This is a genomic window from Streptosporangium sp. OZ121 (genome assembly GCF_051918885.1).
Taxonomy (GTDB): domain Bacteria; phylum Actinomycetota; class Actinomycetes; order Streptosporangiales; family Streptosporangiaceae; genus Streptosporangium.
The window spans coordinates 1-13,823 of record NZ_JBPXMC010000020.1 but is presented as its reverse complement, the minus strand read 5'-3'; the positions used below and the strand labels follow the sequence as shown (position 1 = coordinate 13,823).

Below are 13,823 nucleotides of genomic sequence, written 5' to 3'. Positions count from 1 at the left end.
CGCCGGTCCGGCCGGAGGATCAGGTGATCCCGCTCGGTTCGGCGGGGGCGGTGTAGCGGGCCTCGATGAGCTCGCGCACCCGTTTCCTGGCGTCGTCGACGGAGTCGCCGGGATCCTGCTCGACCTCGGCCACCTCGGCCGACAGCTCCTCGTCCTTGACACTGTCCGCCAGCCAGCGCGAGTAGTCGCCCCGGCGCAGGTGGTAGGTCCACGTCTCCTCGTCGACGCCGTCGGCGATGCGGCAGAACGCGGTGAGGTTGCCGGCCCGCAGGTTCAGCGCGTTCTCGGGGCCGCGGAAGTAGAAGCTCGCGTCCTCCCCGAGCTCGCCGGCCGCGTACTTGCGGCGGTGTCTCTGGCGTTCCTCCTCCGGCGGGGCCAACCGCACCCTGACCGGCTCGCCGTCGAGCCGCCAGAACAGCAGTTCCCCGGTCGGCAGGTCGGGAAGATCCCGGCCGGGAGCGTCGTGGCCGGTGGCGGCGGCGAACGCGCCCAGGACGCCCCCGGGCTCGTCCCCGACCGCGACGACCGTGTCGAGGGTCTGGACGACCGCCTCGCTGACCGCCTCGGGATGCACGGTGACCAGCAGGATCCCGCCTATCTCGCGCAGCATCTCCACCGACTGCAGTTTGAACCCGTCGGGCATCATGTGGTGGGCCTCGTCGACCACCAGCCAGTGCGGGTGCCCGGAGCCGGCCGGCAGTGCCGACAGGCGGGGCAGGAAGTCCTGGAAGAAACCGGGCCGGTCGTCGAGGGGTACGCCCAGCAGGTTGACCACGACGCTCTGCCCGGGGTCCTGCAGCACCTGGAGGATCTCCTCCTGGGTGGGCGCGCGCCGGACGTCGCCGAGCACGGACGCGCCCTCGACCCCGTCGGTGTAGTCGCCCTCGGGGTCGATCAGGCAGAACTGGTAGCCCGCCCTGGTGATCCGCTCCAGCAGCGCGGCGGTGACGGTGGACTTGCCGCTGTGCGAGGGCCCGGCGACCAGCATGCGCACGCCGTACGGCGGGAACCGTACCTCCCCGCCGTCGTCGGTGCCCAGCAGCAGGTGGTGGCGCGCCACGTCCACGTCGGCCAGGTCGGTCTCCACGATCCGGTCGATCAACTCGACGACCCCGGCGCCGCGCTCCCGCTCGGTCACCAGGTCACACCGTTCCTTGACGGCGGGGAGCGCGTTGGCCACCGCCACCGCGCACTCGCAGGCGGCCAGGAAGGCGTGGTCGTTCTCGGCGTCGCCCACGCCGACCACGCTGTGGGCCGACATCTCCAGCTCGGCCAGGGCCGCGGCCAGGCCGGTGGCCTTGTTGACACCCGAGGGCAGGACCATCACCGCGCCCTTGTTGAAGATGACCTGCATCTCCAGCCCGAGCTCGCGGATGGTGGTGAGAACGGTCTCGGCGTGGGGTTCCAAGGTGGAGACGATCGCCGAACCGACGCTGAGCGGCTCCACGCCCAGCTCGCGCAGCCGCTCGACGAAGGCCTCGGGCGGCGCCTCCGCGAGGGTCGAGCTCTCCTGTTCGCCGGGGCGGTGGAGCACGGCCCCGTTCTCGGCGACGACCAGGTCGAACAGGTCCAGTCGCTCGAAGTCCCGGGTGAGCGAGCCGACCTCCCTGCCGGTGACCATCACCAGCCGCCGCCCCGATCGGGCGAGGCGCTCGAGCGCGTCCAGGGTGTCGTCGTCGACGCGGCCCTCGGCGGCCAGCGTTCCGTCGTAGTCACAGGCCAGAACGGGATAGCGCATGCCCGGCCACTTACCCCGCCCCAGGGAGGGAAACGGGGTCCGAGGTGAACTTCTCCTGGCAGGAGGATGTTCCGGCGGCGGAACGAGTTCCCTGACACGCCTGGCGTGGGCCGGATCCGGCCGGCTCGCGTGCCGGAGGAGGCGGCCACCGGCGTGCTCGATGACGGCGGCACGCGATCGTCATGGGATGGGCCGGGGGCACGGTGATCCTCCGGCCCGCGGGTCAGCCGGACACGTTCCGGCGGCGGACGAGAACGAACATGATCCCGATGGCGGCCACCGCGGCGGCGGCGATGACGCCGATCTGGAGGGGGAGGTCGTCGGACGAGCTCTCCTGGGCGGCGCGTTCGGCCAGTGCCGTGGTGGACGCCGGCGTGGTCGCCTTGGGGAGCACGATGTCCTGCGCCTTCACGGTCGCCGACTTGCGGACCTCGGCGGGCTTGGTGACGGTCACGGCGACCTTCCACTCACCCACCGGGAGCGGCTCGGCCGCGTTGTAGAGGTTCTGGCCCTCGGGCGCCGACTTCAGCGGGATCGGGCCGAAGGTACGGCCGTCGGGTGCCGTCGCGAGCAGGGTCGCCGCGACGATGTCGGTGACCGGGCGGCCGTCCTTCTTCCAGGTGATGAGCACGTTGACATTGCGGCCGCCGTCCCCGACGACCTCCAGCGCGAGGGGTGAACCGGGCGCGGCGGAGGCGGCCGGGGCGCCGAGCAGCAGCCCGAGCCCGGCCAGCAGGACGGCCGCGGCGTATCTCAGGGCCTTGTTCACTGGGCGTGGTTTCCTTCCGGGTTCGGCGGCGGCGGGTCCGGTGGGGGCCCGCCGCCGCCGGAGCGCGAAACGGGGTGCCCGCGTCGCGGGGCACCCCGACTACGGATCCATCGGGGGCGCCGGGCTCATGGAGAGAGCCCGGCGCCCCCTCGTCGGGGCCGTGACCCCACTTACACGGGCTTGCCGCCGTACGCGACGATCAGGGCGTTGGCGTCACGCAGGAGCGTGGCCTTCACCGTCGGATCGGAGACGACCTTCCGGTCCTTGACCTCCTTGATGAAGTGCTCGAGCTCCTTGACTACCTTCTTCTTGTCCGGTCCGTGCCCGTGCCCGGGCCCGTGCTTCTTGTCCTCGGCCCTCATGACCTTGCAGATCTTGTCCTGAAGTTTCTTGGCGCTCTTGGCGGACAGCTGCCCGGCCGCCTTGAAGCGCTCGATCAGGGCGGAGATGTCCTTGGTCGAGGTGACCGTCTTGAACGCGACCGACTGCTCGTGGATGCCGCCGGACTGGGTCTCGACGGTGACGGTGAGCGTGTGCTCGCCCAGGGCCAGCGTGTGGAGCGGCTGGACGGTCCCGGACGTGAACGGCCGGCCGTCCAGCTTGCCGGTCACGGTCTTGACCCCGGGTCCGGTGACCTCCCAGGCGATGGTCAGGTCCTTGCTGTCGCCGTACTCGGTGCCGTCCGCGACACCGGAGATGAGGATGGTGGGCTCGGCGCCGTCCTCGATCTTGATGGTCGCGGCCTTGGTCTCCTCGACGTTGCCGGCCTTGTCGGTGGCGCGGTAGCGCAGCTCGTGGTCGCCGACACCGGTGACGTCGACCGTCGTGGTGTAGGGCGTCCAGTCGCCGCTGTCGAGGGCGTACTCGATCTTCTCCACGCCGGACGTCGCGTCCGTCGCGGCGAGGGTCACCGGCACGGTGTCCTGGCCGACCGGGAGGAAGTCCGCGGTGGTGACGGGCGCGGTCGCGTCGACCTTGACGGCGAGCGTCTTGGCCTCCTCGACGTTGCCCGCCTTGTCGACGGAACGGTACGCCAGGGTGTGGTCACCGTCACCGGTGATGACCACCGGCTCCAGGTACGCGGTCCAGGCGCCGCCGTCGAGCTGGAACTCGGTCTTGTCGACGCCGCTGCCCTGAGCCTCGTCGGCGCCGGCCAGCGAGACCTGGACCAGGCCGGTGAACCACCCGTTCGCCGGCTCGGCCGGGTCGGGGGTGGCCGTGGTCACCGGGGCGGTCGAGTCGGCCGTTCCGCCGCCGTTGAGGCGGAAGTAGTCGAACTTGACCGTCTTGGACGCCTGCTGCGAGGTGCCGATGGCGTACACGCCGACCTTGCCGTCGCCGACGGCGGTGTTGGTCACCGCCTCCGAGAACTCTGTCCACGTGGTGCCGTCGGAGGAGTAGGACCCCTTGAAGCCGGTGCCCTCCTTCTTCAGGCGGAGGTGCCAGACGCCCTGGGTGAGCGAGCCGATCTGCGGCTGCGGGTTCAGGACGGTTCCGGCGACCTCGCTGCGCAGCTCGATCCGCCGCGACACCGCGGAGCCCGCGGCGTTGTCCATGACGTAGTCGAGCTTCACGTAGTCGTCGTCACCGGCGTAGACGATCAGGCCGCCCTGCTGGTACTGCTCGTTGAGCGCCGAACCGTCGATCTTCGTCTCCAGCGTCCAGTCGCCGCTCGGCGCCGTCTGCAGGATGAAGTTCTTCGGATCGGAGTTGCCGGTCCCGAAGATGTCGCCCGTCTGGGTGTCGATCTCCAGGTTGCCGCCGGTCACCCGGGCGGTCGAGCTGTCACCACGGACGATCGCGTCCCAGCGGCAGGTGTCGATCGACGAGCCGTCGAACTCGTCGCTCGGCTCGGGCTTGCTCGCGGTGTCGTCGGGGCTGATGTGGAACCAGTCGAACGACGCGTCGACCACCGGGCGGTTACCCGTGCTCGCCAGGGCGAACAGGCCGATCCTCGGGTTGGTGATCCCGGCGAGCGCCTTGGTCTGCGGCATCGCCGTGAAGGTGGTCCCGTCCGGCGAGTAGTGGGCGGTGAGGTTGGTGCCGTCGCTCATGAACCGCACGTACACCGTGTCGGGGTAGGCGTCCCCGAGGTTGGCCGTGTTGCTCTCCGTCACCTCGTTGGGGGTGCCGTTCTCCTCCCGGATGAACTGGAAGATGCGGGCGGCGTGGTCGTTGGTCCCCCGCGCCTGGAGCACCATCTTGGCGTAGTTGTCGTCGTCGCCGTAGACGATCAGACCCGCCTGCTGGTAGGCGTCGCGGGCGTTCAGCGTGACCTTGGTGGTGGCCGTCCAGCCACCCTCCGGCATCGGCTGGAGCACGATGTTGGTCGTGGTGCCGGTGCCGGTGCCGTAGATCTCGGTGAGCGACGTCGGCAGGACGAGCTTGCCGTCCGCGACCTTGAGGTTCTGGTCCTCACGGACGACCGACCAGCGGTCCCGGTCGAGCTCGGCGCCCAGGAAGTCGTCGGAACGACCGGTGAGGCACGCGGTGCTCGGCGGGTCCACCTTGATGGAGACCGTCTTGCTCGTCGAGGCACCCTTGGCGTCGGTCACGGTCACCGTGGCGGTGTACGTGCCGGGCGCGTTGTAGGTGTGGCTCGCGTCGGCGGTGGTCGGCTCCGGCGAGCCGTTCACGCCGAAGTTCCACTTGTACGTGAGCGGGGTGTTGTTGTCGGGGTCGGTGGCGGTCGAGGTGAAGTCGACCTTCAGCGGGGCGATGCCCGTGACCGGGGTCGCCGACACGGTCACCGTCGGGCGCTGGTTGTCGGTGGCGCCCTGGCCGATGAAGTCGACCCAGTTGAAGTTGAGCAGGTAGGCGTCGTTGGCCGCGCTCGCCGGCTTGCGCACGATGAAGAACAGCGGGCCGGTCGTCGTCGGGACGTCGGTCAGGTCGACCGTGACGTCCTGGAACGTCTGCCAGCCGCCGGTCGGCGCGATGTCGACCGAGCCCACCAGGGTTCCGGTGTCGGCGTTGCCCGCCTTGATCTGCACGGTGCCGCCGGCGCCGCCCGAGGAGACCCGGAACCGCACCTGGGAGATGCCGCTCAGGTTGATCGGGGTGTAGGACCAGTAGTCGCCGTCGTTGGTGAAGCCGATGTTCTGGGCGCCACCCTGAGGGTCGGTGGTCGTCTCGGTCTGGACGCCGGGGGTGTCGGTGCCCGTGCCGTCCGCGACCCGGCCGGTCGCCGAGAAGTGCTCGGCCTGCTTGCGCTTGGGCTGGAGGATGGCCTCGGCCCGCCCGGTCAGCGACTGGGCGCCGCCCGCGCCACCCTTGTCGGCGTAGGTGGCCTCAAGGATGTAGAACAGGTTGTCGTCGATGCCGTGGCCGCTGTCGGACAGCGTCTGGATGGTGCCCTCGCAGCCCTCGTGCTGGTCGAGCGGGTGACCGTGGCTGTCGTGGCCCAGGTACGCCTGGATCTTGACGTCGTCACAGTCGATCGTGCCGTCCTCGGCGTCGGTGACCACGATCTTGTAGTTCACCTGGTCGCCGAACTCGAAGAACGCGCCGTTCGGCGGCAGCTCGAAGGTCACCTTCGGACGGGTGTTGCCCGCCGTGATCGGCAGGTTCGCCGTGCCGGTGAGGCCGTCGGGGTTGCTGACGGTCAGGACCGCGCTGTACTGCCCGGCCTGGGTGTAGGTGTGCGAGGGGTTGGCGTCGGTCGAGTCGGTGGTGCCGTCGCCGTCGAAGTCCCACGCGTAGGTGATCGGCCTGCCGTCCGGGTCGTTCGACCCCTGGCTGGAGAACTGCACGGTCAGCGGGGCCGGGCCGTCGGTCTTGTCCGCGGAGACGCGGGCGACCGGCGGGCGGACGCCCTTGACGTACTCGATGCGGTAGATGCCGGAGTCGGCGTTGTCGCCGCCGAAGCCGGAGCCCCACTCGATCAGGTACAGCGCGCCGTCGGGACCGAACTTGATGTCCATGGGGCGCTTGAAGCTCATGGCGCTCAGGATCTGGTTGATCTTGATCTGGGCGTTGCCGGCCTCGTTGAGCTGGAACGAGAACATCTTGTTCGTGTTCCACTCACCGAAGATCGCCTTGCCGTCCCAGTAGGCCGGCCACTTGACGGTCGACTGCAGGTCGGCGTCGTAGCGGTAGACCGGGCCCGCCATCGGCGCGCCGCCGTTGAGCTCGGGGAAGGAGTTCGGGTTGGTGGCGCTGGTGTACGGGATCGACGCCGCGATCGCCGGGGGCAGCGTGGTCAGACCGGTGTTGTTGGGCGAGTCGTTCACCGGCGCGGCGCAGTTGAACGCCGAGCCCGAGGTGCTGGTGGCGAAGTTGTAGTCGATGTACGGGGTGTTGGCGCCCACGCAGAACGGCCAGCCGTAGTTGCCCGGCTTGTCGACCAGGTTCCACTCGACGGTGCCCCGCGGACCGCGGGTGGCGCTCGCGGAGCCGGCGTCGGGTCCGTAGTCGGCCACCATCGGGAAGCCGGTCTTCGGGTCCAGGCCCATGCGGAACGGGTTACGGAAGCCCATGGCGTAGATCTCGGGCTTGGTCTTGTCCGTGCCCGCGGGGAACAGGTTTCCGGCCGGCACGGTGTAGGTGCCGTCGTCCTGCGGGGTGATGCGCAGCAGCTTGCCGCTCAGGTCGTTGGTGTTGCCCGAGGTGCGCTGCGCGTCCCACGCGGACCGGCCGGACCGCTCGTCGATCGGCGTGTAGCCGTCCGAGGCGAACGGGTTGGTGTTGTCACCGGTGGCCAGCCACAGGTCGCCGGTCTTGTGGTCCATGAGCATGCCGCCACCGTGGTGGCAGCACTCGGCCCGCTGTACCGGCACGTCGAGGACGACCTTCTCGCTCGAGAGGTCGAGCGAGTCGCCGTTGACCGTGAACCGGCTCAGCCGGTCGACGTTCTGGCCCGTCGGCGAGTAGAAGAGGTACAGCCAGTTGTTGGTGGCGAAGTCCGTGTCCAGCGCCAGACCGAGCAGGCCGCTCTCGTTGGCGGTGAACACGTTCAGGCGACCGGCCGTCACGGTCGAGCCGGTGGTCTTGATGATCTTGACGTCACCCAGGCGGTCGATGTAGAAGACCCGGCCGTCCTTGGCGATGTCGGTCATCATCGGGTTCGCCGTGTTGTCGTCGAGGGCGACCTTCTCGAAGCTGCCGCTCTGCGAGGCCGAGCAGTCGGCCTTCTCGGCGCCCGCGGCGGTCTTGATCCCGCCGAGGAGCATCTTCAGGAAGTTCGGCTCGGCGAAGCTCTCCTTGGTGTGGCCGAGGCCGGTGTACCAGGAGCGTCCGCCGTCGTAGTCCTGACACCAGGAGATCGGGTGGTCGATGCCCTGCGTGGAGCCGGTGTAGGACTTCTGGTCCATCGACTGCAACACGTGCACGTTGTTGCGCGGGTTGGCCTGGAAGTCGTACCACTCGTCGACGCGGGTCCACGAGGTCGGCAGGTGCGAGGTCGACGGGTGGGCGAGGTCCTCGGTGAGGACCGTCGCCTGCTGGGTCGCCGGGTGCGACTTGAAGTACGCGCCGACGAGCTTGCCGTACCACTCCCAGTTGTAGCCGCTGTCGGAGGCCGCGTGGATGCCGGCGAAGCCGCCGCCGTTCTGGATGTAGCGCTCGAAGGCGGCCTTCTGGTCCGGCGTGGTGACGGGGTCACCGGTCGTGGACATGAAGATGACGGCCTGGTACTGCGCCAGGTTGGCGTCGGTGAACTGGGCGCTGTCCTCGGTCGTGTCGACCGCGAAGTTGTTCTCCTCGCCGAGCTTCTGGACGGCGGCGATCCCCTCGGGAATCGAGTCGTGCCGGAAGCCGCTGGTCTTGGAGAAGACCAGGACCTTGAAGGCGGGGTCGGCGGCGTTCGCCGACGACGCCAGGGCCGTGGAGGCCGGCCCGCCGGCGGCGTTCGCCGGCGGCGTCAGGAATGTGAAGACGGGTATCAGGGGCACGACGATGGCCAGGGCCATCGCCGCCGCCGTCCGGCGTAGGGAGCGGTTTTCGGTTATCGGCAGGCTCTTCGAGAGCCTGGCCCACGTTCGAGAACGTGGTGACATGATGATCCCTTTCCTGACTTGGGGGGTCGTCAGGCAAAGCGCGCGCCGCCGCACTGGTGCCACTTGTTGCGTGAGGTTGGGTACTGCGGTGACTGGAGGGTGCCGCCTCCAGGCTTGTGGGGGATCCGTCAGCCGGTCGACAGCCGGGGTAGCGGATCCGTGATGAGGGTCGGATGGTCGATGAGCCGGTTGATCACCATGTCCGCGGCGCCCCGTGAGGCGGCGCCGAAGCCGAGGTCGGAGGCGACGAACCGGCACTGGTTGGCGGAGCGGGCCACGACGAGCCGTTCCAACTCCGCCTGGGCGTGGGGCAGCAGCCATTCGGCGAGCGTGGCGAAGTAGCCGCCGACGACGATCACCCGCGGGTTGAACAGGTTGGCCAGGATCGAGCCGCCGAGCCCGAGCCACCGCCCCACCCGCGCGACCGCGTCCGTCATCCGGCGGTCGCCCGCGGCCAATCCTCTGGCGATCTCCGTCGCGTGCTCCTCGGGGTCGGACACCGGCAGGTCGGCCGGTCGGTAGGCATGGTCGGGCATGGCCGTCCGTACCAGCGCCGCCAGCCCTACCTTGGTCTCCCAGCAGCCGTGCCGCCCGCAGCCGCAGCGGGCGCCACCCGGGTCGACCGGCAGGTGCCCGACCTCGCCGGAGAAGCCGTCCGCGCCACGGAGCAGCTTGCCGTCGACGAAGATGCCGCCGCCCACGCCGACCTCGCCGGTGAGGTAGACGAGATGGGGGGTGCCGGCGGCGACACCGGAGGTGTGCTCGGCCACGGCCGCGAGGTTGGCGTCGTTGTCCACCAGCACTGGAACGCTCCATGGGCCGAGTTCGGCCGACAGCCGTGCCGCCAGCGGCAGGTCGCGCCAGCCCAGGTTGGGTGCGAACGTGACGACGCCGCGTGCCACGTCGACCAGGCCGGGAACCGCCACCCCGAGACCGGCGGGGACGGCCTCGGCCCGCTTCATCTCCTCGACGGCCTCCAGGGCCATCCTGCCGAGCACGCGCAGCGCGCGATCCGGCCCGCCGGCCATCGCGTCGAAGCCGGTTCGGCGCTCCACGAGGACCCGGCCGCCGAGGTCGGACCCGTGAACCGAGATGTGGTCGACGTTGATCTCCAAACCCAGCGCGCCGACATGCGTGCCGTGCAGCGCCAGGGGGCGCCGGGGACGGCCGATCGCGCCGACGTGCTCCATGTCGACCTCCTGGACCAGTCGCCGATCGATCAGCTGAGACACCAGGTTGGAGACCGTGGCCCGGTGCAGGCCGGTCACCTCCGCGATGTCGGCCCGGGACTGGGACGCGCGGTCACGCAGGTGACGCAGAATCAGCGAGAGGTTCGTCTGGCGCATCATGGGCGAGCTGGTCGGTAGGGCGGTGCCGGTGGCGTACATGACGTTGTACTCCTGGGTCACGCGAGGCACCGCCTTTCGTTTGTCTCAGCGATCAACTATTGGGGTTTTTAACATGCATGTGTCCGATGTGCACCTTGTTGAGAGGTAACGAGTTGACATCTTCGAACATGTGCAGGTAGACGGCGTGAGGGTTTTGTTATCAAGTTGTTATGTTTGTAATTTTCACTCTCCGGGCCTGCGCGCCCGGCAGACGCCGGGGTGCGTGCGAGAGGGCGGCGAAGGAGTCGCCGTGAGCCACGAGCGGAGCCGTGAACGAGTCGTGTGACCGGTCAGGTGGCGGTGACGGCGCCGGAGGTGCCGTCGACGGTGATCTCCTGGCCGGTGGCGATGTGCTCGGTCGCCCCGCTCACCCCTACCACGGCCGGGATCCCGTACTCGCGGGCCACCACGGCGCCGTGGGAGTTGGCACCTCCCATCTCCATCACCAGGCCGCCCGCGGTGAGGAACAACGGCGTCCAGCCGGGGTCGGTGGAGGGGCAGACCAGGATCTCCCCGGGCTCCAGGTGCGCGCCGACCGGGTCGAGGACGACCCTGGCGACACCGGTGACGGTGCCCGCCGAGGCCGGGGTGCCGGTCAGCGCCCCGTCCACCGGCGTCCGTACGGCGACGGCCTCCGGCTCGGTGCCGTCCGACAACAGGACGCGGGGGACGTGCCTGCGGCGCAGCTCGCGGGCGGCCTCCTCGCGCCGCCGCGCCACGAGGTCCGTCAGCGCGGGTCGTGCGGCACCGGCCGTGGCCGGGGCTTCGCGGGAGGGCGCGGCCGAGGCCTCCAGGGAGGGCACGGCGGCGAGGGCCGCCCTGGCTTCGCGGAAGGTGAGGAAGAAGACGTCGTCGGCACGGGACAGCAGTCCGCGCGCCGCCAGCTCGACGCCGACGGCCAGCAACTCGGTCCGCATCGCGGCCAGCGCGGTCACCATGGCGTACTTGGGCATCTCGCGCAGGCCCGCCAGCGCCCGCGTCCTGCCGAGCGCGAAGCGGACGAACCGCCCGCGAAGGCCTCCGGCGCGGCCGCTCAAGGTTTTGATCATGAGAACGGCCTCGGTGGCGCCCTTGGCGAACAGGGCGTCCGGAGCCAGGGCCGGATCCTCCAGCCTCAGGTAGTTGGCGAGGACGCCGACGATGTGGGCCGGATCCTCCGACCAGCGCGGTAGGCCGAGGTCGATCTCGGCGACCGCCCTGACACCGTAGACGGACAGGAAGTCCGCCAGGCCCCTCTGCGCGACGCCGGGAAGCGATCCGGCGCGGAAGCGCTCGGCCAGTTCGGCGGCGGGGGTGCCCAGCAGCAGGGAGGTGGTTTCGCGGTCCTCGCGTATGCGGGTGGCCAGCCGCCACAGCGTCAGGTCCATCTCGGTGGTCACGTTGTGCGGGAGCCCGCGCAGGACCGTCTGCAGCTCGCCGGGTCCGACCCGGTCGCCCAGCGCCTTGGCGGCCAGCCCGAGCATCGCGAACCCGGCCGCCGCCGCCGGGGCGACGGTCGGCAGCAGGGGGAAGATCTGGCGGCTCAGCACCCGCTCGACGTGGTCGAGACGCTGGGCCGGCGTGGCGTCCCCGGGCGCGGCCAGCTCCCTCCGGAGGCGCGCGTTCAGCACCTTCACGTCCCGGTGTGCCGACGCCGGGTCGAGCAGGGCCCGTACGGCGCGCTGTGGAACGCGGAAGCGGGACGCGATCCTGAACGCCCGGCGCAGGGGCGGGCGGAGCGAGGGCTGGGTGACGCCGAACCGGGGATCGTCGAGCAGGCCGCGCAGCACCTTCGCCGACCGTGCCTCCATCACGTCGAGCACCTTCGGGAAGGCCACGCGGCCCACCCTGCCACCCATCAATCCGGTGATGTCGAAGAACAACCGCCCGCCCGACTCCGCGATGACGGGGGCGCCGGTCACCCGGTCGGCCACCGGGATCCCCAGCATCTCGAACACCGACGACGACAGCAGCCTGAAGGCCGACATGCCCATGGGGGTGATCGGCCGGTAGAGGCCCTGGGCCAGGCTGAAGCAGAAGTAGATCCGCGCGCCGTCGGGCTCGGAGCCCCCGCGCCGCGAGTCCAGGGCGCGGGTTCCCCCCGCGCCCGCCTCACCCGGCACGGACGGCGGGTCCGCGGACGGCTCCGCGTGGTGGGGGATCGGATAGAGCGTGGTGATGGGACGCGACTGGGTCAGCCAGAGGACGCCACCGGAGTCGATCGCCCACTCGGTGTCCTGGGGCGCACCGTAGTGCCGCTCGACCCGGTCACCGAGCTCGGCCAGCGCCGCCAGCTGCGCGTCGGTGACGCAGGCGTTCTCCGTGGACCCCGTGGATTCCGGGGAGGCCGCGGGGTCAGCGGGTGCCTCGACGCGCTCGACGCCGCCACCCGCCAGCGACCGTACGGCCAGCCGCTTGTCGCCGAGGCGGCGTTCGGTGATCCGGCCGGTGGCGGTGTCGACCACGAAGTGGTCGGGGTTGACCGCGCCGGAGACCACGGCCTCGCCGAGACCGGGACTGGCGTCGATCACCGCCTCGCGCCGCCGCCCGGTGACCGGGTTGGCGGTGAACATCACCCCGGCCACCTCCGACTGGACCATCTCCTGGACGACCACCGCCAGGCGCACCGCGTCGTGGCCGATGCCGTTCGCGGCCCGGTAGGCGACGGCCCGGTCGGTCCAGAGCGAGGCCCAGCACCGCCGGACCGCGTCCAGCACGGCGTCGGCGCCGATCACGTTGAGGTAGGTGTCCTGCTGGCCGGCGAAGCTGGCGTGCGGCAGGTCCTCGGCGGTCGCGGAGGAGCGGACCGCGACGGGACCGTTCGCGCTGTCGCGTACGGCGCTCGCGATGTCGTCGGGGACCGGCGCGGAGAGCACGAGCTCGCGGGCCTTCGCGGCCAGCGCGTTCAGGGCGGGGACGTCCCCGGCGGCCGTCGTGGCGAGCGTCGTGAGCACCTCCTCCAGCCCGGCTCGCTCGGTGACCCTGCGGTAGGCCTCGGTGGTGACGCACAGGCCGGGGGGAACGGGAAACCCGGCGGTGGTGAGCACGCCGAGATTGGCGGCCTTGCCGCCGACGAGGGGCAGCATCTCCGCCCCGATGTCATCGAATCTCAGGATGAGCGGCTTGGGCATGGGTGCGTCGTCTCCTTGAGGCTTCGCCGAGAAGCGTCATGGCCCGGGTCACGAGCTCGCGTTCTTCGACGGTCAGATGGGCCGTGACTTCGAGCTGGGCGTCGGCCCGGACGCGCTCGAACGTGCGGAGAAAGTCCGCTCCGGCCGGGGTGAGGGCGATTCGCCGCACCCGTCGGTCGCCGGGATCCTCCCGGCGGTCGGCCAGTCCTCGCCGTACGAGCTGGTCGACCAGGCGACTGGTGGCCGAGACGGACCGGCTGACCCGCTCGGCGAGTTCGCGGAGCGTGGGGGCGACCGGTTCGTCGAGGAGGTAGAGCGTGGCGATCTGGATCATGGAGGGCTCGTCGCCCTCGAAGCCGCTCAGCATGTGGAGCAGCAGGCCGGGGATCAGCGCCCGCCGGAAGTCGCCGATGTCGTCGGCCAGCCGGTCGCGCTCCGCGCCGTCCACGGGGTCCATCGGACAACTCCTTGCATCAATGCAACTAATGCGTTGTCGCAAGGCTAAGCCGGAGAGGAAGGGAAGTCAACAAGTGATGAAATTAGCGCACGGGCCTTTCGCCGGTCTCGCGTGGTGCCCGGTCCGCGGGTGAGAGGGGCCCGGGTTCGTGGCGGACGCACGGTTCCCTGCGGGATGACGTCCGGCCTGGACGCGGCGATGAATCACGGTGGTACGGCAGTGGACGCGGAGGTGAGGACGGCGCGGGGATACGGCGTTGGGACGCGGCGCCGGGATGCGGGGCCGGGCACAGCACGAAGCCGGCCCCCTGGGGAGCCGGCCGGGTTCGAGCGTGGGAGACCGATCGGGTCGGTGTCGGGTCGGTG

General features: G+C 70.5%; 6 protein-coding genes. All 6 read right to left on the bottom strand.

All coding sequences use genetic code 11. The features are described from left to right. Window positions 1-19: 19 nt before the first annotated feature. The 6 genes from ACTOQ1_RS29065 to ACTOQ1_RS29040 all read right to left on the bottom strand — a co-directional run bounded on the left by ACTOQ1_RS29065 (window position 20) and on the right by ACTOQ1_RS29040 (window position 13,458). Window positions 20-1,738, bottom strand: a complete 1,719-nt coding sequence (locus ACTOQ1_RS29065) for an HAD-IIB family hydrolase (protein WP_440071157.1) — start codon at window positions 1,736-1,738, stop codon at window positions 20-22. Between the two features lie 223 nt (window positions 1,739-1,961). After that, complete coding sequence (locus ACTOQ1_RS29060) at window positions 1,962-2,507, bottom strand: hypothetical protein (protein ID WP_440071156.1); 546 nt, start codon at window positions 2,505-2,507, stop codon at window positions 1,962-1,964. A 170-nt stretch (window positions 2,508-2,677) separates the two neighbouring features. Next, window positions 2,678-8,416: a ThuA domain-containing protein gene (locus tag ACTOQ1_RS29055; RefSeq protein ID WP_440071155.1), complete on the bottom strand. Its 5,739-nt coding sequence runs from the start codon at window positions 8,414-8,416 to the stop codon at window positions 2,678-2,680. Window positions 8,417-8,631: 215 nt separating this feature from the next. Then, on the bottom strand, window positions 8,632-9,921 hold the full coding sequence (locus ACTOQ1_RS29050; protein WP_440071154.1) for an ROK family protein: 1,290 nt from the start codon (window positions 9,919-9,921) through the stop codon (window positions 8,632-8,634). Window positions 9,922-10,181: 260 nt separating this feature from the next. Further along, complete coding sequence (locus ACTOQ1_RS29045) at window positions 10,182-13,001, bottom strand: PEP/pyruvate-binding domain-containing protein (RefSeq protein WP_440071153.1); 2,820 nt, start codon at window positions 12,999-13,001, stop codon at window positions 10,182-10,184. Then, entirely contained in the window at window positions 12,970-13,458 is a 489-nt protein-coding gene (locus ACTOQ1_RS29040) for a MarR family winged helix-turn-helix transcriptional regulator (RefSeq protein WP_440071152.1), read from the bottom strand. The genes ACTOQ1_RS29045 and ACTOQ1_RS29040 overlap by 32 nt, the downstream gene beginning before the upstream one ends. Between the last annotated feature and the right edge of the window lie 365 nt (window positions 13,459-13,823).